The sequence below is a fragment of the Mycobacterium sp. E2989 genome (assembly GCF_001667595.1).
Lineage (GTDB): Bacteria > Actinomycetota > Actinomycetes > Mycobacteriales > Mycobacteriaceae > Mycobacterium.
Map to the genome: position 1 here is coordinate 1 of NZ_LZJX01000139.1, position 25,496 is coordinate 25,496.

A 25,496-nucleotide genomic window follows, 5' to 3' on the forward strand; every position below is an offset into this window, starting at 1 on the left:
AGGCAGATTCACCCGGCCAGCCTATCGGCTGCGTTTGACGGGCATCGACGGGCTCACCACTGCCGTGACCTACACCGGATGTATGCGCTGCACCGTATTCGGCACCGGCTACCTGGGTGCCACCCACGCCGTCGGAATGGCGGAACTGGGACACGAGGTCGTCGGGGTCGATATCGACCCCGGGAAGGTCGCCAAGCTCGCCGGCGGTGATATTCCCTTCTACGAGCCCGGCCTGCGCAAGCTGCTGCAGGAGAACCTGGCCGCGGGGCGGCTGCGGTTCACCACCGACTACGACGTCGCCGCCGATTTCGCCGACGTGCACTTCCTCGGGGTCGGCACGCCGCAGAAGAAGGGCGAGTACGGCGCCGACCTGCGGCACGTCTACGCCGTGATCGACGCGCTGGTGCCCCGACTGACGAAATCGGCTGTGCTGGTGGGCAAGTCGACGGTTCCGGTGGGCACCGCGGCCGAGCTGAACCAGCGGGCGGCGGCCCTGGCGCCGCGCGACGTCGACGTCGAGATCGCCTGGAACCCGGAGTTCTTGCGCGAGGGCTACGCGGTGCACGACACCCTGCACCCGGATCGCATAGTCCTTGGCGTGCAACAGGATTCGACCCGGGCCGAGGCGGCGATCCGTGAACTGTACGGCCCGCTGCTGGCCGAGGGCGTGCCCTTCCTGGTGACCGACCTGCAGACGGCGGAGCTGGTCAAGGTTTCTGCCAATGCCTTTCTGGCGACCAAGATCTCGTTCATCAACGCCATCTCCGAGGTGTGCGAGGCCGCCGGCGCCGACGTCAGCGTACTGGCCGACGCGCTCGGCTACGACCCACGGATCGGCCGCCAATTCCTCAACGCCGGTTTGGGTTTCGGCGGCGGCTGCCTGCCCAAGGACATCCGCGCCTTCATGGCCCGCGCCGGCGAACTGGGGGCCAATCAGGCGCTGACCTTCCTGCGCGAGGTCGACAGCATCAACATGCGCCGGCGCACCCGCATGGTGGAGCTCGCCAGCGCCGCGTGCGGCGGTTCGCTGCTGGGCGCCAACATCGCCGTGCTCGGCGCGGCGTTCAAGCCCGAATCCGACGACGTCCGCGACTCGCCCGCGCTCAACGTGGCGGGCCAGCTCCAGCTCAACGGCGCCGCGGTCAACGTCTACGACCCCAAGGCGCTGGACAACGCACAGCGGCTGTTCCCGACGCTGAACTACGCGGTTTCGGTCGAGGAGGCCTGCGAGCGCGCCGACGCGGTGCTGGTGCTCACCGAGTGGCGGCAATTCGTCGACCTCGACCCCGACGACCTGGCCGACCGCGTGCGGGCCCGGGTGATCGTCGACGGGCGCAACTGCCTCGACGCCGCCCGCTGGACGCAGGCGGGCTGGCGGGTGTTCCGGCTGGGCGCGCCGCGGCCCTGAGCCCCCGTGCCCCGAGCGTCACGCCAGCGTGACCCCGGGCCGCGAACGCCACGCCAGCGTGACGGTCGGCGCGAGACGGGGGCGTAGCCTGACCCGCGTGGACTACGCCGGTGTATTCCTGGACGAGAACCGCGCATTCTCGGAGCTTTTCCGCGATGTCGACCGATCGACGCCCGTGCCGACCTGCCCGGGCTGGAGCCTCGACCAGCTCCTGCGGCACGTCGGCCGCGGCGACCGCTGGGCGGCGCAGATCGTGCGCGACCGGCTCGAAGAGTTCCTCGACCCGCGCTCCGTCGAGGGCGGCAAGCCGCCACCCGACCCGGCCGACGCGATCTCCTGGCTGCACGGCGGCGCGCAGCGGCTGGTCGATGCCGTCGAGCTGACCGGTGTGGAAACACCGGTGTGGACGTTTCTCGGGCCGCGCCCGGCGAACTGGTGGGTCCGCCGGCGCCTCCACGAGGTCGCCGTGCACCGTGCCGACGCGGCGATCGCGACGGGAGCCGAATTCACGCTGGCCGCCGAGGTGGCCGCCGACGGGATCACCGAATGGCTCGAGCGGGTCGCGATCCAGGCCGGGTCCGACGGTTCGCCCCTGCCGCTCGAGGGCGGCAACACCCTGCACCTGCACGCCACCGACCCCGGCCTCGGCGAGGCCGGTGAATGGACGATCGGCGTCGACGCGGGCCGGATCACCTGGTCACACGAGCACGGCAAGGGGACGGCGGCGCTGCGGGGCGGGGCGACCGAGCTGCTGCTGGCCATCCTGCGCCGGGTCCCGCTCGCCGACACCGGCATTGCGCTGTTCGGCGACGAGGCCGTCTGGCAGGACTGGCTGGACCGCACCCCGCTCTGACCACGGCGGCCGAGCGCACACGGTAACTTGCAGTCCATGACCACTTCGGAGATCGCCACCGTCCTGGCGTGGCACGACGCGCTGAACGCTTCCGACCTGGAAACCCTGGCGGCGCTGTCCAGCGATGACATCGACCTGGCCGACCCGCACGGCGCCGCGCAGGGCCACGAGGCGCTGCGCAAATGGGCCGCCTCGCAGCGGGTGGCGGCCACGGAACTCGGCCGGATGTACGTGCACGACGGTGTCGTGGTCGCCGAGCAAAAACCCGCCGACCCCGCCGCGGCCACCGCCGCCGCGTTGGCGTTCCGGGTGGTGCACGACCACGTCACGTCCGTGTTCCGGCACCAGGATTTGGCGTCGGCGCTGGCGGCCACCGAACTCACCGAATCCGACCTCGTCAACTAGGCGCGAACCAGGGGAGCCACTCATGCGCGGGATCATCTTGGCCGGCGGCTCGGGCACCCGGCTGCACCCGATCACCGTAGGCATCAGCAAGCAGTTGCTGCCGGTGTACGACAAGCCGATGGTCTACTACCCGCTGTCCACGCTGATGATGGCCGGGATCCAAGACATCCTGGTGATCACCACCCCGCACGACGCGGCGGGCTTCCAGCGGCTGCTGGGCGACGGCTCGCAATTCGGCATCAACATCACCTACGTGACGCAGGAACGGCCCGACGGCCTGGCCCAGGCCTTCGTGCTGGGGGCCGACCACATCGGCAACGACTCGGTGGCTTTGGTGTTGGGGGACAACATCTTCTACGGGCCGAGATTGGGAACCAGCCTGAGCCGGTTCCAATCCATCAGCGGCGGAGCGGTTTTCGCCTATTGGGTGGCCAACCCCTCGGCGTACGGCGTCGTCGAATTCAGCGACGACGGCACCGCGCTGTCGCTGGAGGAGAAACCCCAGACGCCGAAATCGAATTACGCGGTGCCGGGACTGTATTTCTACGACAACGACGTGATCGAGATCGCCAAGGGTCTGAAGAAATCGGCGCGCGGTGAATACGAGATCACCGAGGTGAACCAGATCTATCTCAGCCGCGGCCGGCTCTCGGTCGAGGTGATGGTCCGCGGCACGGCCTGGCTGGACACCGGAACGTTCGACTCGCTGTTGGACGCCAGCGACTTCGTCCGCACGCTGGAACGACGGCAGGGGCTGAAGGTCAGCGTCCCCGAGGAGGTGGCGTGGCGCCGCGGCTGGATCACCGACGATCAGCTAGCCGAGCGCGCGCAGACGCTGCTCAAGTCCGGCTACGGTGGCTACCTGCTGGAGTTGTTGGAGCGGAGCCGATTTCAGTAGGTTTGGCCAGCGCCGCGGCGATCGCCGTCGTCATCGGAACCGACAGCGCCAGCGCGATGCCGCCCACCGCCGAGCGGGCGATCTCGATGGCCACGCTCTCGCTGGTCAACACGTCGGTCAGCGAGCGGTTGGCCACGCTGAACAGCAGCAGCAGCGGCAGGGAGCTGCCGGCGTAGGCCAGCACCAGCGTGTAGACCGTGCTGGCGATGTGATCGCGGCCAACTCGAATGGCGCCCAAGAAGATCGCGCGCCGCGAGCCGCCGAGGTGGGCGAGCTCGAACACCGTGGACGCCTGCGTCACGGTCACGTCGTTGAGCACGCCCAATGACCCGATGATGAAACCGGCGAGCAGCAGCCCGCTGATCGACACGTTGCCCAGGTAGGCGCTGACGGTGGCGTTCTGGTCGTCGGACAGGCCGGTCAAGTGGGCCAGTTGTATTGCCGCCCAAGATAATCCAGCAGCCAGCAGCAGCGACGTCAGGGTTCCCAGCAGTGCGGCGCTGGTCCGCAGGCTGACGCCGTGGGCCAGGTAGATGACGGCGTAGAGGATCGCCGCCGCGGCCACCAGGGCGACCGGAACCGCGGGCGCGCCGTCGCGCAGGGCCGGCAGCAGGAACGCGACCAGCACCACGAACGCGACCACGATGCCCACCAGCGCGAGCAGCCCCCGCCAGCGCGCCACGGCGACCACCACCACCGCGAACGCGACGGCCAGGGCGACCAGGGACCAGCCGCGTTCGAAGTCGTAGAACGCGTAGCTGGTGGCGCCCTGATCGTCGACCTGCCGCACCAGCCGAACGTGATCTCCCACAGCGAATTTCGGCTGACCCGGACCGGGGGAGGACTCCAGCAGCGTGTTCGCCCCGGCGTTGGGGCCGGAATCGATCGCCACCTGGGTCAGCACGCAGCGGCCCGCTCCCGGGGGCGCCGGCTGCGGCGCGGTGGTGAGCACCTGACCGACCGACGGGCTGCCGCAGTCACCCCCGCCGCTGGAGAGCACGTGCCCGGCCTGTGTGCTCACGGCGCCGCCGGCCGCGTTCTGGAACGGCATCGGGATGTCGACGTGCTGCCGGCTGGGCCACAGCAGGATCGCCCCGGCCAGCACGGCGACGCCGATGGCCACCAGCAGCCCGACGACCAGCCGGGCGGGCAGCGGATCGACCGGGGCAGGGCCGGACGGGTGGTGCGAGTGGGAGTGCGAATGGGTCACCCGGTCCACCGTAGAGGCGCCGGCTGCCAAGACGCTTACTGCCGATAGCTCACCAGGAAGTTGCCCAGCCGCTCGATCGCCGCGGCCAGGTCACGCGCCCACGGCAACGTCACGATGCGCAGGTGATCCGGTGCCGGCCAATTGAATCCGGTGCCCTGGGTGACCAGGATCTTCTCCTGCAGCAGCAGGTCGAGGACGAGCTGTTCGTCGTCGGCGATGTCGTAGACCTCGGGGTCGAGCCGCGGGAAGGCGTACAGCGCACCCTCGGGCTTGACGCACGACACCCCGGGAATCTCGTTCAGCTTCTGCCACGCGACGTCGCGCTGCTCGAGCAGCCGGCCGCCCGGCAGCACCAGGTCCTCGATGCTCTGATGGCCGCCGAGGGCGACCTGGATTCCGTGCTGGGCCGGCACATTGGGGCACAGCCGCATGTTGGCCAACAGGTTGATGCCCTCGATGAAGCTCTCGGCGTGGTCCTTGGGCCCGGTGATCGCCAGCCAGCCGGCGCGGTAGCCCGCGACCCGGTAAGCCTTGGACAGGCCGTTGAAGGTGAGACACAGCAGGTCGTGCGCGAGCGAGGCCACGTTGATGTGCTGGGCGTCGTCGTAGAGGATCTTGTCGTAGATCTCGTCGGCGAGCAGCAGCAGTTCGTGCTTGCGCGCCAGTTCCACCATCTGGGTGAGGACCTCGCGGCTGTACACGGCGCCGGTCGGGTTGTTGGGGTTGATGATGACCAGCGCCTTGGTGCGGTCGGTGATCTTGGATTCCAGGTCGGCGATGTCGGGCTGCCACGCCTGCGTCTCGTCGCACAGGTAGTGCACGGGCGTGCCGCCGGCCAGCGACGTCGACGCCGTCCACAGCGGGTAGTCGGGCGACGGGATCAACACCTCGTCGCCGTTGTCGAGCAGGGCCTGCAGCGTCATCGTGATCAGCTCGGAGCAGCCGTTGCCCAGGTACACGTCGTCGACGTCGAACCGGGGGAAGCCCTCGACCAACTCGTAGCGGGTGACCACCGCGCGGCGCGCCGGCAGGATGCCCTGCGAATCGGAGTAGCCCTGCGCGAACGGCAGCGCCTGGATCATGTCGCGCATGATCACGTCGGGCGCCTCGAAGCCGAACGGCGCCGGGTTGCCGATGTTGAGCTTGAGGATGCGGTGGCCTTCGGCCTCCAGCCGCGCGGCCTGCGCGTGCACCGGGCCGCGGATCTCGTAGAGGACGTCCTGCAGCTTGGACGACTGCGCGAAGACCCGCTGCCGGTGATGAGCGGAGGCGTGCAGGGGCAGCTGGTGGGTGGTCACGTCTCTAATGGTGCCACCACTGTCCACCGAAATTTGCGGTCAAGCGGCAAAATCCCAGGTCAGCGCTTGCCGGGCGGCCGCGCACCCCGGGCGATACCCAGCCCCTTCACCGGCGGACCCGACGGCGCGTCGTCACCGTCGGTCTGCTGTGCCGGCTCGGCCTTCGGCGCCTCGGCCTTGGGTGCTTCGGCCTCCTCAGACTCGGCCTTGGGTGCCTCGGCCTTGGGTGCCTCGGCGGCCGGTGCGGCCTTCTTGGCGCCGGGGCGCTTGGCGCCGGCGGCGATGCCCAGTCCCTTGACCGGCGCCGCGGGCGCCTTCTCCTCGGCCTTGGCTTCCTCGGGCGCCGCCTCAGCCTTGGCTTCCTCGGCCTTCGGAGCCTCGGCCTTGGGTGCCTCGGCGGCCGGTGCGGCCTTCTTCGCGCCGGGGCGCTTGGCGCCCCCGGCGATGCCGAGCCCCTTGACGGGCGCGGCCGGCGCGGACGCCCCCGCGGGCGCCTCCGCCTTGGCCTCGGCCTGGGCCGGTGCGGCCTTCTTGGCGCCCGGCCTCTTGGCGCCGCCGGCGATGCCGAGACCCTTGACGGGCGCGGCCGGCGCTGCCGCCGCCTCGGACTTCGGGGCCTCCTCGGGGGGCGCCTCCTCGGCCTCCTTCGCCGGTGCCTCCACGGTCGCGGTCGCCTTGGGCGCCGCGGCCGCGCGCTTTTCGGCTTCCTTGGCGGCGGTGCCCTTCTCCGGCAGCGTCGCCTTGTCGTACTCGAGCGACCCGAGCAGCACCTGGGCGACGTCGAGCACCTCGACCCCGGTCCGGCCGGCCTCCTCGGAGCGGTCGTTCACGCCGTCGGTGACCATCACGCGGCAGAACGGGCAGCCGGTGGCGATCGTCGACGCGCCGGTGGCCAGCGCCTCGTCCACGCGCTCGTGGTTGATGCGCTTGCCGATGTGCTCTTCCATCCACATCCGCGCGCCGCCCGCGCCGCAGCAGAAGCTGCGCTCGGCGTGCCGCGGCATCTCGGTGAGCGTGGCTCCGGCGGCGCCGATCAGCTCACGCGGCGCCTCGTACACCTTGTTGTGCCGGCCCAGGTAGCACGGGTCGTGGTAGGTGATGTCCTGCGAGACCGGGGACACCGGGACCAGCTTGTTGTCCCGGATCAGCCGGTTGAGCAGCTGGGTGTGGTGCAGCACGGAGTAGTTCGCGCCCAGCTGCCGGTATTCGCGGCCCAGGGTGTTGAAGCAGTGCGGGCAGGTGACGACGATCTTGCGGTCGACGGTCTCCACGCCCTCGAACACCCCGTCCAGCGTCTCGACGGCCTGCTGGGCCAGCTGCTGGAAGAGGAACTCGTTGCCGGAGCGGCGCGCGGAGTCGCCGTTGCAGGTCTCGCCGGTGCCCAGCACCAGGTACTTCACGCCGGCGATGGCCAGCAGCTCGGCGACGGCCTTGGTGGTCTTCTTCGCCTTATCGTCGTAGGCGCCGGCGCAGCCCACCCAGAACAGGTACTCGAAGCCGTCGAAGCTGTCGACGTCCTCGCCGTAGACGGGGACGTCGAAGTCCACCTCGTCGATCCAGTTGGTCCGGTCGGAGGCGTTCTGCCCCCACGGGTTGGCCTTGGTCTCCAGGTTCTTGAACAGCACCGACAGCTCGGACGGGAACTCCGACTCCATCATCACCTGGTAGCGGCGCATGTCGACGATGTGGTCGACGTGCTCGATGTCCACCGGGCACTGCTCGACGCACGCGCCGCACGTCACGCAGGACCACAGCACGTCGGGGTCGATGACGCCCCCCTGCTCCTCGGTGCCGACCAGCGGGCGGGCGGCCTGCTCCGGGCCGGAGCCCATCACGCGACCGAAGCCGGACTCGGGGACGTGGTGCGCCTCGGCGTGCTTCTCGCCCGCCAGCTCCTCGCCGAGCCCACCCTCCGGGGTGTTCTCGGCGGGCGACTCCTTGTCGCCGAGGATGTAGGGCGCCTTGGCCATCCAGTGGTCGCGCAGGTCCATGATGACGAGCTTGGGCGACAGCGGCTTGCCGGTGTTCCAGGCCGGACACTGCGACTGGCAGCGCCCGCACTCGGTGCAGGTGGCGAAGTCCAGCATCGCCTTCCAGCTGAAGTCCTCGACCTTGCCGCGGCCGAATTCGGCGTCGTCCGGCGGGTTTTCGAAGTCGATCGGCTTGCCGTCGGCCTCGATCGGCAGCAGCGGGCCCAGCGCGTCGGGCAGCCGCTTGAAGATGACGTTGATGGGCGCCGTGAAGATGTGCAGGTGCTTGGAGTGCAGCACGATGATCAGGAACGCCAGCATCACCGCGATGTGCAGCAGCAGCGCGGTCGTCTCGATGATCTCGTTGGCGGGCTGACCCAGCGGGCGCAGGATCGCGCCGAACAGTTGCGACAGGAAGGCGCCCTTGCCGTAGGGCAAGGTGCCGTTGTTCACCGCCGACCCGCGGACCAGCACGTAGGTCCAGATGACGTTGAAGATCATGAACAGCACCAGCCAGGCGCCGCCGGTGTGGGAGCCGTAGAACCGCGACGAGCGGCCGATCTCCTTCGGGCTGCGCAGCAGCCGGATGATGGCGAAGGTGGTGATGCCGAGGAAGACGGCGGTGGCGAAGAAGTCCTGCAGGAAACCCAGCGCGTCCCAGCGCCCGATGATCGGGATGTGGAAGTTGTCCTGGAACAGCAGGCCGTAGGCCTCGATGTAGACGGTCAGCAGAATGAAGAAGCCCCACATGGTGAAGAAGTGGGCCAGGCCGGGGATCGACCATTTGAGCAGGCGGCGCTGCCCGAAGACCTCGGCGATCTCCGTCCAGACTCGCCTGCCGGGGTCGTCGGTGTGGCCGGGAGCCGGCTTGCCGGACGTAACCAGCTTGAACAGCCACAGGACCCGCCGTGCGGCGAGCGCGGCCACGACCAGCGTCATGCCCATGCCCACGACCAGTCTGATGAGCATCTGCGTTGTCACAGAAGATCTCCCCAATGCATTAGTGATTCAGCCTGCGTTTTGTTTGCCTGCTCAGCCCTGCTCATAGTTGCATCTCCGCAGCTTTCGCCGCGAGAAAGGCTGCCCTAACTCGGCCCCGCCGTGACCGGCGCCACCCCGTCAGGGCTGGGGCGGCTGGAAGATAGGCGGCAGCGGCCGGAAGCGGGTCGTCGTCGGGGGCGCGGCGGTGGTGGTCGGCGCCTGCGTGGTGGTGGGCGCCGCGGATGTGGTGGTCGGCGCGGCGGTGGTGGTGGTCGGCGCCTGCGTGGTGGTGGTCGGCGCCTGGGTCGTCGTCGTGGTGGTCGACGTGGTGGCGGGCGGCGGCTCGGACGACGACGGCGGCGGCGGGGGCGGCGGGAGCACCGTCTCGGTGGTGCTGCCGTTGGGCTCGGTGATGGTCACGGTTTGCGACGTTTGCGGGGGCGCCGGTGCGCCCGGCGGGGTGGTCTTGGCCGGGCTGGACTTCGTGAGCCCGAGGTTGATCGCCAACAGGACGGCCACCAGCACCGCCGCCGCGGCGCCGGCGACGGTCAACACCAGCGCCGTGCGCTTGTACCACGGCAGGCCGCCCGGCTCGGCGGGGTAGCGGTCGCCGGCGGGACCGTCGAACTCCCTTGCGGCATTGGTGTATTCGCCGGTCGCGTCGCGCCCGGTGTAGGGCACCGGCTCGTCCGCGCCGTCGGCGTCCTGGGACCAGGCCAGGGCGCCGTCGACGTCGGTGGCCCGGGCGGCCCACGCGGCCTGGGTCATGTCGATGCCGCCGGTGCCGACCATCTCCGTCGGCGACTCCACCACGGCCCCCGCGGCGGTCGGGGCGCCCGCCGGCCCCTGCTGGTCACCGAGCGCCGCCGCCCCGACGGCGGCGCTGACCGCGGGGTGCGGTGCGGTGTGGACCGGCACCGCGAAGCGCTCCGACAGCCGCGCGGTGATCAGCGGGATGCTCGCCCCGCCGCCGACGCTGGCCACGGCGGCCAGCCGGGGCCGCGGAATCCCGTTGCGGCGCAACGCTTCGTCGAGGGCGCCCAGGAACCTGTCCAGCGGCTCGGAGATCAGTTGCTCCAGTTCGGCGCGGGACAGCTGCGCACTGCCGACGGCGGCCGTCGCGGCCGTCGACAGTTGCTCCTTGGCACGCCGGCACTCACCGAGCAGTCGCGTCTGCGACCCCATCCGCATGGTGCTGCCCAGGTCGGCCATGGTGGCGTCGGAAGCCTGCAGGCCGCCGAGAACGAGCCGATCGATCGCGTCCCCGGAGAAATCGGTGTAGCGCACCGTGGGGCCGACGCGGGCGAAATTCGAGCCCGCGTCCATCAGGCTGATGCTGGTGCCGCTGGCGCCGAAATCGCACACGGCGACGACGCCGGCCGTCGGAAATCCCGGTCTGCCCCGCAACGAAGCGAGCGCGGCGGTGGCGTCGGGCACCAACACCGGGGCCACCCCGCCGCGGGCCAGGTCCGGCTGGGCGAAGAACTCCTCGCGCAGCGCGGTGAACTGGGCGTCGGACCAATACGCGGGGACGGCGATGGTGATCGGCGTGCCGTAGCCGGCGGTGCGGGCCATGGCCTCGATCGCCTCGACCGTCAGCACCTCGCCCAGGTACTTCGTCCCGTCGGGCGCCACCAGGGGGGATCGGTCCCCGACGCGCTCGACGAATCCGCGCAGCACCATGCCGGTTCCGGTCAGGTTCGGGTTTTCTTCCGGCAGGCCGACTTCGGTCGGCCGGTGCTCGAAAAGCGTCAGCACGGCGCTGCGCACCACCGGGGCGTTCCCCGCGCGGGCCGCCACCAGGTTGGCCGCCCCGATCGACAGCCCGAGCGACTCGCTCATGCCCCGCACCCCATTTCCGATCGCCCGGTGTTCCCCAACATAGCGGGGTCAGCGCAGGCCGGGCGGGACCGTGATGACCGTCGGCACCCCCGGAATCGTGATCGACGGCGGCAGCGGGGGCAGATGATGCCGGTGCGTCGGCTCCTGCGTGGGTTGCTGCGCCGGCGGTTGCGTCGGCTGCTGCGCCGGCGCCTCGACCGCGCTGCTGGTGCTGGGGGTCGTCGTGGCGGTCGTGGTCGGCGTGGTCGTCGTGGTGGTGGTGGTGGTCGTGCTGCTGCGGCTGGTGCTCGGGGTGGGGCTGGTGCCCTGACCCCCGCTCAGCAGCTCGCTGATGCCGTAGACGATCAGGCCGAGCAGGATCGCGACGAACACCAGCCAGGCGATGAGCAGCGGTGGCCGGCGGTACCACGGAGTGGGTTCGGCGTCGTCGAAAGCCTCCGGTTGCTCGAACCCGTCGGGCGGGTTGGCCGGGGGTTCGCCGGAAGTCGGCTGCTCAGCCATGCCGTAGCCGGCATGCTGGGTCGCTTGTTCGTGGAAGTCGTCGGGTGGGCCTTTGCGTGCCACGGCACCGATGGTACTGACACCACCTGCGGACCCCCTCAGGCCGCTCGCGCGTCGGCGCCTCAGTTGCCTTCGAGCGCGGCCCGCACACGTCCCCGCGCCCGGTCGAGCCGGGCGGCGGCCTCGGCCGCGTCGACGCCCGCGAGCAACGCGACGATCGCCGTCTTGGCGTGACCTCCCGCGGCCTCGAGCGCTTCGGCCGCGCTGTCTTCGTCGACGCCGGCCGCGTCGCGGACGATGCGCACCGCGCGGCGGCGCAGCTTCGCGCTGGTCGGGCGCACGTCGACCATCCGCGGTCCGTAGGCCTTGCCGAGCGCGATCATCACGCTGGTCGAGAGCGCGTTGAGCGTGACCTTCTGAGCCGTTCCCGCGGTCAGCCGCGTCGAGCCGGCCAACACCTCGGGGCCGGTCAACAGTTCGATCACCACGTCGGCCGACGCCTCGCTGCCGGGGTTGTTGACGACCGCGACCGTCAGCGCGCCCGCGGCGCGCGCGTGCGCGAGCGCCCCGAGCACGTACGGCGTGCGGCCCGACGCGGTGATCCCGACGAGCGCGTCGGCGGCCGTCAGGTCGGCGAGATCGGCGGGGGTGAAGGCGTCTTCCGCGCCCTCGATCGCCTCGGTGAGGGCCGCCGGCCCGCCGGCGATCACGCCGCGCACGAGGTCGGTGCCGAAGGTGGGCGCGCACTCGGCCGCGTCGAGCACGCCGAGGCGCCCGGGCGTCCCGGCGCCGGCGTAGATCAGGCGGCCGCCGCGTTCGAGTCGCGTGGCGATCGCCTCGGCCGCCGCGGCGATCCGCGGGACCGCCGCCGCCACCGCGGCGTGCGCCTCGCCTTCGGCGGCCACCAGCAGCGCGACGACCTCCGCGACGGGGCGCGTGTCGAGATCGTCGAGGCCTGGTCGCTCCGCTTCGGTGGCGAGCGCGTCGAGTTCTTGCGCGGCAACGGTTTTCGGTGCGGCCCGTAACCGGATCAGGTGCGGCTCGTGGATCGCCGACAGTCGCAGCGCCCCGTCGAGCGGGTCACCGGCGGCCGGGACGAGGTCGAGCCGCTCGGTCAGGGTCTCGAACCCGGCCAGGCCGCCGACCATCGCGACGGGGCCAGCCCCGGCCGCGCGAGCGGTCGTCGCGAGCGCCTCGGCCGCCGCGCCGACGATCCCCCGCGCGGCGGCGTCGCCGTGGGCGGCGAGGACGTCGGCTGCGAAGGAGGCGAGCGCGGCGGCGCTGGTGAACTGCGCGGGCCAGCCCTCCGGCGGACCGAAGCGGGCGCGGGCGGCGTCGAGCAGCGCGGTGGAGGCGCCGCGGCCGTCGTGGGCGCGCAGCGCCGCGCGCAACCCGGCGGCGCCGATCCACCCTCCGCCGCCCTCGTCGCCCAGCCAGGGGCCCCAGCCGTCGGCGGTCCGCAGCGCGCCGTCCGCGTCGATCGCGAGTGCGGCGACGCCGGTGCCCGCGACCAGCACGACGCCCGGCTCGCCGGCCAGTGCGCCCGCATGCGCGATCACGGCGTCGCTGGTCACCGCGACGCGCTCCGGCCGCAGCGAGGCCAGCAGCGCCTCGCCCAGCGCGCGCGCCGCGTCCGGCGCCGCCAGTGCCCCGGCGGCACCCACGATCACCTCGTCAGCCGGGCCAAGCTCGCGCGCCACGCGCAGGATCGCCGCGTGGGCCGCCCGCACGCCGCCGGGCGCCGCGAGACCCGGCGCGCCCGGCCCCTCGGCCCTCCGGTGGCCGAGGGAAGCCCGGCACGAGGTTTTACCCAAGTCGACGGCGAGGATCACCGGACCCATCCTTGTCGAGCGCAAACTGGTCTGGTGGGGCGGGCGTTGCTGACCGTGGGGCACGGGACGGCCGACCGCGAGCGGCTGGCGGAGTTGCTAACCGGCGCCGGCGTTGCGCTGGTGGTGGATGTGCGGCGATATCCGGCCAGTCGGACGAATCCGGACGTGCGGCGGGAGGCCCTGGAAAGCTGGCTGCCCGAACGCGGCATCGACTACCGGTGGGAGCCCCGCCTGGGCGGGCGGCGCCACGTCGCGGCCGGAGAACCGGAGCCGGACACCTGGTGGACGGTGGCCGCATTCCGGGCGTACGCCGCGTACACCCGCACGCCGGAGTTCGACGCGGCGCTTGACGAGGTCCTGGCCGACGCCGCCCGGCGCACCACCGCGGTGATGTGCAGCGAGAGCGTCTGGTGGCGCTGCCACCGGCGGTTGATCGCCGACGTGGCAGAGCTCGGTCGCGCAGTGCCGGTGCGGCACCTGATGCCGGACGGTCGAATGCGCCCACACCGCCCCGCCGACGGTGCTCGCCGCCGCCCCGACGGCCATCTGGTTTGGGACGGCTGAGCCGTCGCCGATCTGCGTTGCCCTCTGCGGATGGGTCAGCGGGGCGAGAGCGTCGTAGGATTGTTTATGCCGTACTACATGGACATTCACGAACTTGCGGGCGGCATCACGCGCGAAGAATTGGCCAAGGCCCATGCTCAGGACCTTGTCGTCCAGGAGAAGTACGGCGTCAGCTATCACAAGTACTGGGTTAACGAAAAGGCCGGGAAGGTCTTTTGCCTTTGTCACGGACCCAGCGCGGAAGCCGCGGAAGCGGTCCATCGTGAAGCGCATGGCCTGGCAGCGCAAAAAATCATCCAAGTCGAGCCGGGCGTTGCGGATCTGTTCATGGGCGGCAGCGAAGTGGATTCGAGCGGCGCCGTCATGCTGCAGGGCGCCGGCGCGGGTACACGAGACCCCGCGATTCGAACAATCCTGTTTACCGACATTGTCGGATCTACGTCACTCACGCGGAGAATGGGCGACGAAGCCGCTATGAAGGTGCTGGATGTGCACGATTCCATCGTCCGGCGGGGGCTCGACGAAATGGGCGGCCGTGAAATCAAGCATTTGGGCGACGGCATCATGGCGTCATTCGTATCCGCCGTCGCTGCGGTCAAATGCGCGACTCGGATACAACAGCAGGTCAAGAAGAATGGCGAAGACAACGAGGCGAACGCTTTCCAATTGCGAGTCGGCATTGCGGCCGGAGAACCGGTCGAACATCATGATGACCTGTTTGGTTGCACCGTTCAGCTCGCCGCCCGGTTGTGCGCCCACGCGCGCCCCGAAGAAATCCTGGTTTCCAATGTCGTCGCTGAACTCTGCGAAGGCAAAATGCTCCCGTTCCAAAATCTCGGCGAAGTCAGTCTCAAAGGATTCGAACAGCCCGTCCGGACACACGCGGTGGCGTGGACGAATTAGGAACGCCGCAGCGGCGGCTTCAGAACGTGTTGACCTTGTCGACGCTGACGAACATGCCGTGGCCGGTGTGGTCGTTGGTGAACCGGGTGCCGTCGGTGGTGGCGCTGATGGTCCAGCCCGCGGCGTTGTAGGTCTTGTAGTCGATCTGGACGGTCGGGATGGCGCCCAGGTTCCCCAGCACCCACTGCACCTTGCCGGCGGAGTTCACGCTGACGCCGTTGGCGTGCTCGCCGTCCTGCAGGGGGGAGTTGGTGAACGGCGCCTCGCAGCCGACGGTCTCCTTGTTGATCTGGCAGCGTGTGGTGCCCGACTTGGTTTCGATGAACACGTAGCCGTTCTGATCGGGCGGAAGCGGGATGGCGCCGGCCGGTGTGGTCGGGTTGGCCGGCGTGGTCGGGAGGCCGGGGGCCGGGCTCGCCGCCGGCGGCGCCGCGGTGGGCCGTGGCGTGGGATAGGTCGGTTCGACCGGCCCGGCGCCCGGTGCTGCGACCGGCCGGCCGGCGATCGTGGAGGAACACGCGTCGATCAGCATGGGACTGACCAGCACCGGCGCGACCAACAGGGACCCACCGGCAAGACTCCACCGTGCCCTTTGCGAGAAACGCACGCGCCACTCCCGATTATCAGCAATATTGCGAAACCAGATTACGCGCGACGTGACGAAATCCCGTGCAACCGCGCACCTATCGATGCGACCCCGATGGTGAAGCTTTACCGCCGCGTGATCGTTTGCGTCTCGGCGGCCCGGCGGGCGGCGGCGACGATGCCCTGGTAACCGGTGCACCGGCAGAAGTTTCCGGACAGCCCCTCGCGGATCTCATGCTCGCTGGGATCGGGATTGTCGCGTAGGAGCGCGGTCAGTGACATGACAAAACCGGGCGTGCAGAAGCCGCATTGCAGGCCGTGGCACTCGCGCAGTGCCGACTGCACGGGTGACAGGGTGCCGTCCGGCGCCGCGACGCCCTCGACCGTGGTCACCTCGGTCCCGTCGGCCTGCACCGCGAACATCAGGCACGAGCGCACGGCCGCGCCGTCCAGTAGCACGGTGCACGCCCCGCAGGCCCCGTGCTCGCAGCCCAGGTGGGTGCCGGTCAGCCCGCACCGCTCGCGCAGGAAGTCGGCCAGCGTCATTCGCGGCTCGACCGCGGCGGTGATCTCGGTTCCGTTGACCGACAACTGGATTGGGTGTTCAGGCATCGCTTGCTCTCGCTTCGGCTATCGCGCGTGTCCAGGCGCGTGTGGCCATGGTGGCGCCCACCTTCGACCGGTACGACGCCGACCCTTGCAGGTCGTTGGGGATGTCGTCGAGACCGCTCATCGCGGCTTGGCCGATCTCGTCGTCGACCAGCTCGTCGGCCGGCCTGCCAACGGCCGCGACCTCGGCCGCGGTTGCGCGCCGGACCGTGGATCCCAGGCCCAGCAGCCCGATCCCGCAGCGTGACACCCGGTCGTCGTCGTCGAGCTGGACGGCCACCAGGGCGCCCGCGATCGCGAAATCGCCGTGCCGGCGCGCGAACTCCTCGATGGCGAACCCGCATCTGCCGCTCCACACGGGGAACCGCACGCCCGTCAGCATCTCGTCGGCATCCATCGTGGTTTCCCATACGCCGGCGAAGAAGTCGGCGGCCGCGATCTCGCGCCGCCCGCGTGGCGAGGCGACCTCCATCACCGCATCCAGGGTCAGCGCGACCGCCGGGTATTCACCGGCGGCGTCGGCATGGGCGATCGACCCGCCGAGCGTGCCGCGGTTGCGGATCTGGAAGTGCCCGACGAACGGCGTCGCCCGGGTCAGCAGCGGAACGTCTTGACGCACTTGCGCATCGGCGCCCACGGTGGTCTCGGTGGTGCCCGCGCCGATCCACAGTTCTTCACCCCTGCGCTCGATGCCCTGCAGCTCGGCCAGCCGGGAGATGTCGATGAGGTGGTCGAAGTATGCCAGCCGCATCGCCAGCATCGGCACCAGGCTCTGTCCGCCCGCCAAAATCTTTGCGTCGTCGCCCAATTCGGCCAGCAGGCCGACGGCGTCCTCGATGGTGTCGGGGCGGTGGTATTCGAACGCGGCCGGCTTCACCGTTGCACCGCTTCCAGCAGGGCGGCGATCGACGCCGGGCTGGCAGGCAGCCGGGTGACCGTCACGCCCAGCGGCGCGAGCGCGTCGTTGATGGCGTTGATGACGGCCGGCGTCGAGCCGATGGCCCCGCCCTCCCCGGCGCCCTTGTAGCCGCCGGGGCCCGGCCCGGGGATCTCGACATGGCCGAATTCGATCGGCGGCACCTCGGTGGCGGTCGGCAGCAGGTAGTCGACGAAAGTCGTTGCGAGCGGGTTGCCGTCGTCGTCGTAGACCATGTCCTCCATCAGCGCCCCGCCGATGCCCTGCACCGTGCCGCCGGCGATCTGCCCCTCCACGACCGCCGGGTTGATCATGGGCCCGACGTCCTCGCTGACGATGTAGCGCAGCAGCGTCACCTTGCCGGTCGCCACGTCCACCTCGCAGGTGCAGGCGTGCGTCGCGTTGGACCAGTGGATGGGATTGGGGGAATTGAACCGGGCGGTCGCCTCCAGGTTGGCCGACATGCCCGGCGGCAGCTGCTGCGGCGAGTAGTACGCCACGTAGGCCAGCTCGCCGAACGACACCGACCGGTCCGGGTTGCCGCGCACGCTGGCCACCGAAAACGCCAGGTCCACTTCCGATTCGGCGACCTTGAGGTGGTGCGCGGCCAGCGCCACGATCTTCGCGCGCAGGATGGCCCCCGCCTCGTTGACCGCCCCCGCGGTCATCGGCGCGCTGCGGCTGCCCTGGGTCCCGGCGCCGTACGGGGTGATCGCGGTGTCGCCCTGAATGGTGGCCACGTCGTCGATGTCGGCCCCCAGCGCGTCTGCGGTCAGCTGCACGACCGTGGTCTCGATGCTGTTACCGCTGGAGCCGCCGTTGACGTAGACGTTGATCTTCCCGGTCGGCTCCATGCGGATGGTGGCGCCTTCGGTGGCCAGGTGGCCCGTCGCCGCGCCCGTCGGCTCGACGTAGGCCGAGAACCCCAGGCCCAGGTAGCGGCCCTGCGCCAGCGCCTCGGCCTGCTCTTTCCGAAAGCCTTCGTGGTCAAGGATTTTCACCGCCTGCTCGAACGTGTCGATCGGGGCGACGTGGTCGTACGGCATGCCGTTGGGGTTGACGTACGGCATCTCATCGCGGCGCAACAGGTTGCGGCGGCGCAACTCGACGGGGTCGAGGTTCATCTTGCGGGCGGCGACGTCGAGCAGGATCTCGCGGGCCAGCGTTTCGTATTGCCAGGGGCCGCGGTAGGCGGCCAGCCCGCTGGTGTTGGAGAAGACGGTCTTGTAGTTGAAGCTGGCCTTCGGCACCCGGTAGGGGCCCGGGAAGAACATCCCGATGGCGGCCGTCGTCAGCACCGGGTAGGGCGTCGGGTAGGCGCCGATGTCCTGGACGAAGTCGATGTCGGCGGCCGCGATGTTGCCCTCGTCGTCGAAAGCCATTCGCGCCGTGCCGTCGACGTGCCGCGCCTGCCCGGCCGACATCAGGTTCTCGCGCCGGTCCTCGATCCACTTCAGCGCCGCCGGCACCTTGCGGGCGGCCAGCATGATGCACATGTCCTCGCGCATCGGGACGACCTTCTGGCCGAAGCCGCCGCCGGTGTCGCGCATGATCACCCGAACCCGTTGCGCCGCAATGCCCAACAGACGGGCGCAGAACGCCCGCAGCTCGTGCGGGGTCTGGGTGGACGCCCACATCGTCAATTCCCCGGTGGCGGCGGTCCATTCGACGACCAGCCCGCGCGTCTCGATCGGCACCGGCGCGTAGATCTGTTGGTAGATGTTCTCCGCGACCACGCACGGCGCGTTGGCGAACAGCTCCTCGTCCGGTGGGGCCCCGCCCATGCCGCCCGCGACGTTGTTCGGGTAGGCGTCGTGCACCAGCACCTCGGAGGTCTGCGCGCGGGTGAAGTCGGTGACCGCGGGCAGCGGCTCGTAGTCCACGTCGATGAGCTCCAGCGCGTCCTCGGCGACATACCGGCTCTCGGCGACGACGAGCGCGATCGGGTCACCGACGAACTTGGCCTCGCCCTCGGCCAGCGGCGGCCGCGGGGTGTCGGGGACGTCCTTGCCGGCGACGGCGTGCCAGGCCTCCCGCACCTCCGGGTTGAGGTCGGCGGCGGTGAACACCGCGCGTACGCCGGGCAGCGCCAGCGCGGCCGAGGCGTCGATGCCGTTGATGCGCGCCCGGGCGAACGGGCTGCGCACGAAGCAGGCGTGCAGCATGCCGGGCCGCGAGATGTCGTCGACGAAGCTGCCGCGGCCGGTCAGCAGCCGGCCGTCCTCCACCCGCTGAACGCGGGTGCCGGCGTAACGAGGGGCCGGGGCGGTGGTCGTCGCCCCCTGCGCGTGTTCGGTCATCGCGCTCCATCCGGTTGTCGCCTGACGAGAACCACGATGCCATCATAGGAGAGTGCCGTTATCGCAGTCGATAGCCGTCGGCGTGCTGCTCGCCGCCGGCGCCGGGCGCCGCTACGGACAGCCGAAGGTGCTGGTCGACGGCTGGCTCGACATCGCGGTCGACGCGCTGCGGGGCGGGGGCTGTGCCGACGTGGTCGTGGTGCTGGGCGCCGCCCAGGTCGCCGTCCCGCCCGGGGTCATCGCGGTCACCGCGACGCACTGGCGCGACGGGCTGAGCGTCTCGGTGCGCACGGGTCTACGGCAGGCCGACCGCATGCGCGCGGACTACGCGGTGCTGCACGTCGTCGACACGCCCGACATCGGTCCCGCGGTGGTGGCGCGGGTCGTCGACCGCGCGCTCGCGTCCCCCAGCGGCCTCGCGCGCGCCCACTTCAACAGCCGCCCGGGGCACCCCGTGGTGATCGCGCGCCGGCACTGGCCCGAGGTGCTCGCGGGGATCTCCGGCGATCACGGCGCCGGCGCCTACCTGCGCACCCGGCACGACGTCGAGGCCGTCGACTGCGCGGATCTGGCCGGCGGTCGCGACGTCGACGAGCCCTAGGCGGCCAGCGGGGGATCGGCGGCCGGGCCGTCGGGTCTGTTGGCGAGGTCCCGCACGCGATGGCGCACCACGAACCAGCCGACGATGAACGCGGGGACACCGACGATGACCGCGCCGATCATCCACGGGCCCTGCACCTTGTCCAACATCATCTCCACCAGCACGCCGGCCAGGAAGACCAGCGTCAGGTACCCGCTATAGGGCGCCAGCGGCATCCGGAACCCCGGGCGTTCCACCGCGCCCCGGCGGGCCAGGTAGTAGAACCGCAGCTGGCACGCCACGATCGTCCCCCAGGCCACCACGACCCCCACCGCGGCGATGTGCAGCACGATCTCGAACGCCTGGCTCGGCTTGACGGCGTTGAGCACGATGCCCAGCAGGCCGACGGCGGCGGTGAGCAGGATCCCGCCGTAGGGCACGCCGTTTTTCGACATCGGCGCGGTGAACTTCGGGCCGCTGCCGTTGATCGCCATGGAGCGCAGGATCCGGCCGGTGGAATACAGGCCGGCGTTGAGGCTGGACAGCGCGGCGGTGAGCACCACCAGGTTCATGATCGTGCCCGCGCCGCCGAAGCCGGCCTTGGAAAAAAACGTCACGAACGGGCTGACGTGTTTCTCGTAGGCGGTGTGCGGCAGCAGCAAAGCCAGCAGCACGGTCGAGCCGATGTAGAAGACGGCGATGCGCAGCACCACCGAGTTGATCGCGCGCGGCATGATCCGGTGCGGATCCGCGGTTTCCCCGGCCGCGATGCCGACCAGCTCGACCGCCGCGTAGGCGAACACCACGCCCGAGGTGACCAGGACCAGGGGCACCAGCCCGCTCGGCAGCAGGCCGCCGTGGGTGTCCCACAGCGATACGCCGGTGTCGTGGCCGTCGACCTTGAAGCGCCCGACCAGGAAGACCGTGCCGACCACCAGGAACGTCACCAGCGCCAGCACCTTGATCAGCGAGGCCCAGAACTCCAGCTCACCGAAGAGTTTGACCGAGATGAGGTTCATCGACAGCACCACCAGCAGCGCGATCAGCGCCAGCGTCCACTGCGGGATGGTGGCCAGCGTCCGCCAGTAGTGGCAGTAGTGCGCGATCGCGGTGGTGTCCACGATGCCGGTCATCGCCCAGTTCAGGCAGTACATCCAGCCCGCGACGAAGGCGAACTTCTCGCCGAAGAATTCGCGGGCGTACGACACGAAGGAGCCCGATGACGGGCGGTGCAGCACGAGTTCGCCGAGCGCTCGCAGGATCAGGAAGACGAACACGCCGCACAGCGCGTAGACCAGGAACAGCCCCGGACCCGCCGAGGCCAGCCGGCCGCCGGCGCCGAGAAAAAGCCCGGTCCCGATGGCCCCACCCAGGCCGATCATCTGCAGCTGGCGGTTGTTGAGGGCCTTCTGATAGCCGTCGTCCTCGCGGGTGAGCCGCTGGTCGGCGCTGTCGTGTGGCATTGAGTCCTGCCGTGTCGGCTCGGGGAAAGGCTCAGGCTAACTCACCGATGCGGCGCGGCGCTCGCCGAGTATGCACGGCGGAAGCCCGCGGTGCACATCGATTTGGGGCCCCGGGAACAAGACGGCCGCGCCCGCCGTTAGCATGATCGACAAGTTGAGCGAACCAGACTCAATGCTGGGTTGACACCACGGTGCGACCGAGAGCAGTCTTGAGCGGGGTTCACTCAGCATAGTGGCACCAAAGAAGCTCTACTCAATCAGGAGGAATCACTATGGCTCGTGCGGTCGGTATCGACCTCGGGACCACCAACTCCGTCGTCGCAGTCCTCGAGGGCGGTGACCCCGTCGTCGTCGCCAACTCCGAGGGTTCGCGGACGACGCCGTCCATCGTCGCTTTCGCGCGCAACGGCGAGGTGCTCGTCGGTCAGCCCGCCAAGAACCAGGCGGTGACCAACGTCGACCGCACCATCCGTTCGGTCAAGCGGCACATGGGCACCGACTGGTCCATCGAGATCGACGACAAGAAATACACCGCGCAGGAGATCAGCGCCCGCGTGCTGATGAAGTTGAAGCGCGACGCGGAGGCGTATCTCGGTGAGGACATCACCGACGCCGTGATCACCGTGCCCGCGTACTTCAACGACGCCCAGCGGCAGGCGACCAAGGAGGCCGGCCAGATCGCCGGCCTGAACGTGCTGCGCATCGTCAACGAGCCCACCGCCGCGGCGCTGGCGTACGGCCTGGACAAGGGCGAGAAGGAACAGACCATCCTCGTCTTCGACCTGGGCGGCGGCACGTTCGACGTCTCGCTGCTCGAGATCGGCGAGGGCGTCGTCGAGGTCCGCGCCACCAGCGGTGACAACCACCTCGGTGGTGACGACTGGGACGACCGGGTGGTCGAGTGGCTGGTCGACAAGTTCAAGGGCACCAGCGGTATTGACCTGACCAAGGACAAGATGGCCATGCAGCGACTGCGTGAGGCCGCCGAGAAGGCCAAGATCGAGCTGTCGAGTTCGCAAAGCACCTCGATCAACCTGCCCTACATCACCGTCGACGCGGACAAGAACCCGCTGTTCCTCGACGAGCAACTGACCCGCGCCGAATTCCAGCGCATCACACAGGATCTGCTGGACCGCACCCGTCAGCCGTTCAAGTCGGTGATCTCCGACGCCGGCATCTCGGTGTCCGACATCGACCACGTCGTGCTGGTCGGCGGTTCCACCCGCATGCCCGCGGTGACCGAGCTGGTCAAGGAGCTCACCGGCGGCAAGGAGCCCAACAAGGGCGTCAACCCCGACGAGGTGGTGGCCGTCGGCGCCGCCCTGCAGGCGGGTGTCCTCAAGGGTGAGGTGAAAGATGTTCTGCTGCTTGACGTTACGCCGCTGAGCCTGGGCATCGAGACCAAAGGTGGCGTGATGACCAAGCTCATCGAGCGCAACACCACGATCCCCACCAAGCGGTCGGAGACCTTCACCACGGCCGACGACAACCAGCCGTCGGTGCAGATCCAGGTCTACCAGGGCGAGCGCGAAATCGCTTCGCACAACAAGTTGCTCGGCTCCTTCGAGCTGACCGGCATCCCGCCGGCCCCCCGCGGCGTCCCCCAGATCGAGGTCACCTTCGACATCGACGCCAACGGCATCGTGCACGTCACGGCCAAGGACAAGGGCACCGGCAAGGAGAACACGATCAAGATCCAGGAGGGCTCCGGCCTGTCCAAGGAGGAGATCGACCGGATGATCAAGGACGCCGAGGCGCACGCCGAGGAGGACCGCCAGCGTCGCGAAGAGGCCGACATCCGCAACCAGGCCGAATCGCTGGTCTACCAGACGGAGAAGTTCGTCAAGGACCAACGCGAAGCCGAAGGTGGGTCGAAGGTTCCGGAGGAGACGCTGTCCAAGGTCGACGGCGCGATCGCTGAGGCCAAGTCGGCGCTGGCCGGCACGGACATCTCCGCGATCAAGTCGGCGATGGAGAAGCTGGGCCAGGAGTCTCAGGCGCTCGGCCAGGCCATCTACGAGGCCACCCAGGCGGCCGGCGGTGCCGATGGCGAAGGCGCCGGTGGCCCGCAGGCCGGTTCGGCTGACGACGTGGTGGACGCGGAGGTGGTCGACGACGACCGGGAGGCCAAGTGACGGAGGCGAACCCACACGAGCCGGTGACCGTCACCGACAAGCGGCGGATCGACCCCGAAACCGGTGAAGTCCGGCAGTCCTCTTCCGGTTCGGCTCCCAACGCGGGGCCGGGAGAGGCTGCGCCGGGCGACTTCTCGGGTGAATCACCCGAGGAGGCCGGCAAGGCCGCCGAGTTGCTGGGCGACCTGCAGCGGGTTCAGGCCGACTTCGCCAACTACCGCAAGCGGGCGCTGCGCGACCAGCAGGCCGCGGCGGACCGGGCCAAGGCCGCCGTCATGACCCAATTGCTGGGCGTGCTCGACGATCTCGAGCGGGCGCGCCAGCACGGCGACCTGGAGTCCGGCCCGCTGAAGTCGGTCGCCGACAAGCTGGATAGCGCCCTGACCGGGCTCGGTCTGGTGGCGTTCGGCGAGGAGGGCGAGGACTTCGACCCGCTGCTGCACGAAGCCGTGCAGCACGAGGGCGACGGCGGCGACGGCTCGAAGCCGGTGATCGGCACGGTCATGCGGCAGGGCTACAAGCTGGGCGACCAGGTCCTGCGGCACGCTCTGGTCGGCGTCGTCGACACGATCGCGGACGAGGGTTCCGCGGCCGGCGAGCCGGCCGAATCGGACGATAACCCCGGCGCAACCGGTGAATAGACCACACAATCAGCACAACAACAGAACTCCAAAGGTGAAGGGGGTGACGCGACATGGCCCAGCGCGAATGGGTCGAAAAGGACTTCTACAAGGAGCTGGGCGTCTCCTCTGACGCCAGTCCCGAAGAGATCAAACGCGCGTACCGGAAGCTGGCGCGCGACCTGCATCCGGACGCCAACCCCGACAACCCCGCCGCCGGTGAACGCTTCAAGGCGGTGTCGGAAGCGCACAACGTGTTGTCGGATCCGGCGAAGCGCAAGGAGTACGACGAAACCCGCCGCCTGTTCGCGGGCGGCGGGTTCGGCGGCCGCCGGTTCGACACCGGCGGCTTCGGTGCTGGCGGCGACGGCGCCGAGTTCAACCTCAACGACTTGTTCGACGCCGCCGGCCGTAGCGGCGGCACCAACATCGGTGACCTGTTCGGCGGGCTGTTCGGGCGCGGCGCCAGCGCGCGTCCCAGCCGGCCGCGACGTGGCAACGACCTGGAGACCGAGACCCAGCTGGACTTCGTCGAGGCCGCCAAGGGCGTGGCCATGCCGCTGCGGCTGACCAGCCCGGCGCCGTGCACCAACTGCCATGGCAGCGGCGCGCGGCCGGGCACCAGCCCCAAGGTGTGCCCCACCTGCAACGGTTCCGGCGTGATCAGCCGCAACCAGGGCGCGTTCGGCTTCTCCGAGCCCTGCACCGACTGCCGGGGCAGCGGCTCGATCATCGAGCACCCCTGCGACGAGTGCAAGGGCACCGGGGTCACCACCCGCACCCGCACCATCAACGTGCGGATCCCGCCGGGCGTGGAGGACGGGCAGCGCATCCGGCTGCCCGGACAGGGCGAGGCCGGCCTGCGCGGTGCGCCGTCGGGCGACCTGTACGTGACCGTACATGTGCGGCCGGACAAGGTCTTTGGCCGCGACGGCGACGACCTGACCGTGACCGTGCCCGTCAGCTTCACCGAATTGGCCTTGGGCTCAACGATTTCGGTGCCCACGCTGGACGGCAAGGTCGGCGTGCGGGTGCCCAAGGGCACCTCCGACGGCCGCATCCTGCGGGTGCGCGGGCGGGGCGTCCCCAAGCGCGACGGCGGCAACGGGGACCTGCTCGTCACCGTCAAGGTCGCGGTGCCGCCGAACGTGGAGGGTGCCGCACAGGAGGCGCTGGAGGCGTACGCGGCCGCCGAGCGCGCCAGCGGGTTTGACCCACGAGCCGGATGGGCAGGTAACCGCTGATGGCGAAGAATTCGCGGGAAGAGTCCCGGACGTTTTTGATCTCGGTGGCCGCCGAGCTGGCCGGCATGCACGCCCAGACCCTGCGCACCTACGACCGCCTCGGCCTGGTCAGCCCCCGCCGCACTTCCGGTGGGGGACGGCGGTATTCGGAGCACGACGTCGACCTGCTGCGCGAGGTGCAGCGGCTGTCCCAGGACGAGGGGGTCAACCTCGCCGGCATCAAGCGGATCATTGAGCTGACCAACCAGGTCGAGGCGCTGCAGGCGCGCGTGAAGGAGCTCACCGAGGAGCTCGCGCAGGTACGCGCCGGGCAGCGCCGCGACCTGGCGGTGGTGCCCAAGAGCACCGCCGTGGTGGTGTGGCAGCCGCGCCGAACGCG

General features: G+C 70.1%; 22 protein-coding genes and 1 pseudogene. 11 read left to right on the forward strand and 12 right to left on the reverse strand.

Going from position 1 to position 25,496, the window contains the following annotated elements:
• The first annotated feature begins 82 nt into the window (after positions 1 to 82).
• The 4 genes from A5680_RS24840 (at position 83) to rfbA (ending at position 3,564) form a co-directional block, all read left to right on the forward strand.
• On the forward strand, positions 83 to 1,408 hold the full coding sequence (locus A5680_RS24840; RefSeq protein ID WP_067824307.1) for a UDP-glucose/GDP-mannose dehydrogenase family protein: 1,326 nt from the start codon (positions 83 to 85) through the stop codon (positions 1,406 to 1,408).
• A gap of 97 nt (positions 1,409 to 1,505) precedes the next feature.
• The gene (locus A5680_RS24845; RefSeq protein ID WP_067824270.1) at positions 1,506 to 2,261 is read left to right on the forward strand and encodes a maleylpyruvate isomerase family mycothiol-dependent enzyme; all 756 of its coding nucleotides are present in this window, start codon (positions 1,506 to 1,508) and stop codon (positions 2,259 to 2,261) included.
• 36 nt (positions 2,262 to 2,297) lie between these two features.
• Positions 2,298 to 2,666 carry a nuclear transport factor 2 family protein gene (locus A5680_RS24850; RefSeq protein WP_055400513.1) on the forward strand — a complete coding sequence of 123 codons (369 nt, stop codon included), beginning with the start codon at positions 2,298 to 2,300 and terminating at the stop codon, positions 2,664 to 2,666.
• A gap of 22 nt (positions 2,667 to 2,688) precedes the next feature.
• Entirely contained in the window at positions 2,689 to 3,564 is an 876-nt protein-coding gene (rfbA, locus tag A5680_RS24855; RefSeq protein WP_067824274.1) for a glucose-1-phosphate thymidylyltransferase RfbA, read from the forward strand.
• Here the strand turns inward: rfbA and A5680_RS24860 are convergent.
• From A5680_RS24860 to A5680_RS26600, 7 genes and pseudogenes are all read right to left on the reverse strand, one after another.
• On the reverse strand, positions 3,506 to 4,774 hold the full coding sequence (locus A5680_RS24860) for a YibE/F family protein (protein ID WP_067824310.1): 1,269 nt from the start codon (positions 4,772 to 4,774) through the stop codon (positions 3,506 to 3,508). The two genes, rfbA and A5680_RS24860, sit on opposite strands and share 59 nt — an antisense overlap.
• 35 nt (positions 4,775 to 4,809) lie before the next feature.
• Positions 4,810 to 6,099 (reverse strand): pyridoxal phosphate-dependent aminotransferase, encoded by a 1,290-nt coding sequence (locus A5680_RS24865; RefSeq protein ID WP_067824277.1) that lies wholly within the window; start codon positions 6,097 to 6,099, stop codon positions 4,810 to 4,812.
• Between the two features lie 32 nt (positions 6,100 to 6,131).
• Positions 6,132 to 9,023, reverse strand: a complete 2,892-nt coding sequence (locus A5680_RS24870; RefSeq protein WP_082970488.1) for a heterodisulfide reductase-related iron-sulfur binding cluster — start codon at positions 9,021 to 9,023, stop codon at positions 6,132 to 6,134.
• Positions 9,024 to 9,161: 138 nt separating this feature from the next.
• Positions 9,162 to 10,865 carry an Hsp70 family protein gene (locus A5680_RS24875; RefSeq protein WP_067824283.1) on the reverse strand — a complete coding sequence of 568 codons (1,704 nt, stop codon included), beginning with the start codon at positions 10,863 to 10,865 and terminating at the stop codon, positions 9,162 to 9,164.
• Positions 10,866 to 10,913: 48 nt separating this feature from the next.
• A complete protein-coding gene (locus tag A5680_RS24880; protein WP_055400503.1) occupies positions 10,914 to 11,429 on the reverse strand; it encodes a hypothetical protein in 516 nt (171 codons plus the stop codon).
• Positions 11,430 to 11,488: 59 nt separating this feature from the next.
• Positions 11,489 to 12,397, reverse strand: a complete 909-nt coding sequence (gene murQ, locus A5680_RS26595) for an N-acetylmuramic acid 6-phosphate etherase (RefSeq protein ID WP_369827711.1) — start codon at positions 12,395 to 12,397, stop codon at positions 11,489 to 11,491.
• A gap of 84 nt (positions 12,398 to 12,481) precedes the next feature.
• Positions 12,482 to 13,207 (reverse strand): annotated as a pseudogene (locus A5680_RS26600) (BadF/BadG/BcrA/BcrD ATPase family protein); the annotation flags it as partial.
• A gap of 24 nt (positions 13,208 to 13,231) precedes the next feature.
• On the opposite strand from A5680_RS26600, the gene A5680_RS24890 reads away from it, so the two are divergent.
• On the forward strand, positions 13,232 to 13,762 hold the full coding sequence (locus tag A5680_RS24890; protein ID WP_067824286.1) for a DUF488 family protein: 531 nt from the start codon (positions 13,232 to 13,234) through the stop codon (positions 13,760 to 13,762).
• A 66-nt stretch (positions 13,763 to 13,828) separates the two neighbouring features.
• Positions 13,829 to 14,665 (forward strand): nickel-binding protein, encoded by an 837-nt coding sequence (locus A5680_RS24895; protein ID WP_055400500.1) that lies wholly within the window; start codon positions 13,829 to 13,831, stop codon positions 14,663 to 14,665.
• Positions 14,666 to 14,684: 19 nt separating this feature from the next.
• Here the strand turns inward: A5680_RS24895 and A5680_RS24900 are convergent, their stop codons facing one another.
• From A5680_RS24900 to A5680_RS24915, 4 genes are all read right to left on the reverse strand, one after another.
• Complete coding sequence (locus tag A5680_RS24900) at positions 14,685 to 15,197, reverse strand: hypothetical protein (RefSeq protein WP_369827712.1); 513 nt, start codon at positions 15,195 to 15,197, stop codon at positions 14,685 to 14,687.
• 179 nt (positions 15,198 to 15,376) lie between these two features.
• Positions 15,377 to 15,862 carry a (2Fe-2S)-binding protein gene (locus A5680_RS24905; protein ID WP_055400496.1) on the reverse strand — a complete coding sequence of 162 codons (486 nt, stop codon included), beginning with the start codon at positions 15,860 to 15,862 and terminating at the stop codon, positions 15,377 to 15,379.
• The gene (locus A5680_RS24910; RefSeq protein WP_067824291.1) at positions 15,855 to 16,736 is read right to left on the reverse strand and encodes a xanthine dehydrogenase family protein subunit M; all 882 of its coding nucleotides are present in this window, start codon (positions 16,734 to 16,736) and stop codon (positions 15,855 to 15,857) included. Before A5680_RS24910 ends, A5680_RS24905 begins: the two co-directional genes overlap by 8 nt.
• The gene (locus tag A5680_RS24915) at positions 16,733 to 19,075 is read right to left on the reverse strand and encodes a xanthine dehydrogenase family protein molybdopterin-binding subunit (RefSeq protein ID WP_067824294.1); all 2,343 of its coding nucleotides are present in this window, start codon (positions 19,073 to 19,075) and stop codon (positions 16,733 to 16,735) included. Before A5680_RS24915 ends, A5680_RS24910 begins: the two co-directional genes overlap by 4 nt.
• Before the next feature lie 52 nt (positions 19,076 to 19,127).
• Between A5680_RS24915 and A5680_RS24920 the strand changes: the two genes are divergently transcribed.
• Positions 19,128 to 19,676: an NTP transferase domain-containing protein gene (locus tag A5680_RS24920; protein WP_067824297.1), complete on the forward strand. Its 549-nt coding sequence runs from the start codon at positions 19,128 to 19,130 to the stop codon at positions 19,674 to 19,676.
• On the opposite strand, the gene A5680_RS24925 is transcribed toward A5680_RS24920, so the two are convergent.
• Positions 19,673 to 21,118, reverse strand: coding sequence for an amino acid permease (locus A5680_RS24925; RefSeq protein WP_067824299.1), 1,446 nt, complete (start codon positions 21,116 to 21,118; stop codon positions 19,673 to 19,675). The two genes, A5680_RS24920 and A5680_RS24925, sit on opposite strands and share 4 nt — an antisense overlap.
• A gap of 272 nt (positions 21,119 to 21,390) precedes the next feature.
• Between A5680_RS24925 and dnaK the strand changes: the two genes are divergently transcribed.
• From dnaK to A5680_RS24945, 4 genes are all read left to right on the forward strand, one after another.
• Complete coding sequence (gene dnaK / locus A5680_RS24930; protein ID WP_055400485.1) at positions 21,391 to 23,253, forward strand: molecular chaperone DnaK; 1,863 nt, start codon at positions 21,391 to 21,393, stop codon at positions 23,251 to 23,253.
• Positions 23,250 to 23,894 (forward strand): nucleotide exchange factor GrpE, encoded by a 645-nt coding sequence (grpE, locus tag A5680_RS24935; RefSeq protein ID WP_055400483.1) that lies wholly within the window; start codon positions 23,250 to 23,252, stop codon positions 23,892 to 23,894. Before dnaK ends, grpE begins: the two co-directional genes overlap by 4 nt.
• A 53-nt stretch (positions 23,895 to 23,947) precedes the next feature.
• Positions 23,948 to 25,117 carry a molecular chaperone DnaJ gene (dnaJ, locus tag A5680_RS24940; RefSeq protein WP_067824302.1) on the forward strand — a complete coding sequence of 390 codons (1,170 nt, stop codon included), beginning with the start codon at positions 23,948 to 23,950 and terminating at the stop codon, positions 25,115 to 25,117.
• Positions 25,117 to 25,496 (forward strand): heat shock protein transcriptional repressor HspR (locus A5680_RS24945; RefSeq protein WP_067824305.1); only part of this gene is annotated, 380 nt, incomplete at its 3' end. The genes dnaJ and A5680_RS24945, both read left to right, overlap by 1 nt.

Bases quoted from the DNA above. Each gene is read 5' to 3' on its own strand.
- A5680_RS24875 (WP_067824283.1), bottom strand. From the start codon at position 10,865: ATGAGCGAGTCGCTCGGGCTGTCGATCGGGGCGGCCAACCTGGTGGCG.
- A5680_RS24905 (WP_055400496.1), bottom strand. From the start codon at position 15,862: ATGCCTGAACACCCAATCCAGTTGTCGGTCAACGGAACCGAGATCACC.
- A5680_RS24895 (WP_055400500.1), top strand. From the start codon at position 13,829: ATGCCGTACTACATGGACATTCACGAACTTGCGGGCGGCATCACGCGC.
- dnaK (WP_055400485.1), top strand. From the start codon at position 21,391: ATGGCTCGTGCGGTCGGTATCGACCTCGGGACCACCAACTCCGTCGTC.
- A5680_RS24900 (WP_369827712.1), bottom strand. From the start codon at position 15,197: ATGCTGATCGACGCGTGTTCCTCCACGATCGCCGGCCGGCCGGTCGCA.
- A5680_RS24915 (WP_067824294.1), bottom strand. From the start codon at position 19,075: ATGACCGAACACGCGCAGGGGGCGACGACCACCGCCCCGGCCCCTCGT.
- A5680_RS24850 (WP_055400513.1), top strand. From the start codon at position 2,298: ATGACCACTTCGGAGATCGCCACCGTCCTGGCGTGGCACGACGCGCTG.
- rfbA (WP_067824274.1), top strand. From the start codon at position 2,689: ATGCGCGGGATCATCTTGGCCGGCGGCTCGGGCACCCGGCTGCACCCG.
- dnaJ (WP_067824302.1), top strand. From the start codon at position 23,948: ATGGCCCAGCGCGAATGGGTCGAAAAGGACTTCTACAAGGAGCTGGGC.
- A5680_RS24840 (WP_067824307.1), top strand. From the start codon at position 83: ATGCGCTGCACCGTATTCGGCACCGGCTACCTGGGTGCCACCCACGCC.
- A5680_RS24925 (WP_067824299.1), bottom strand. From the start codon at position 21,118: ATGCCACACGACAGCGCCGACCAGCGGCTCACCCGCGAGGACGACGGC.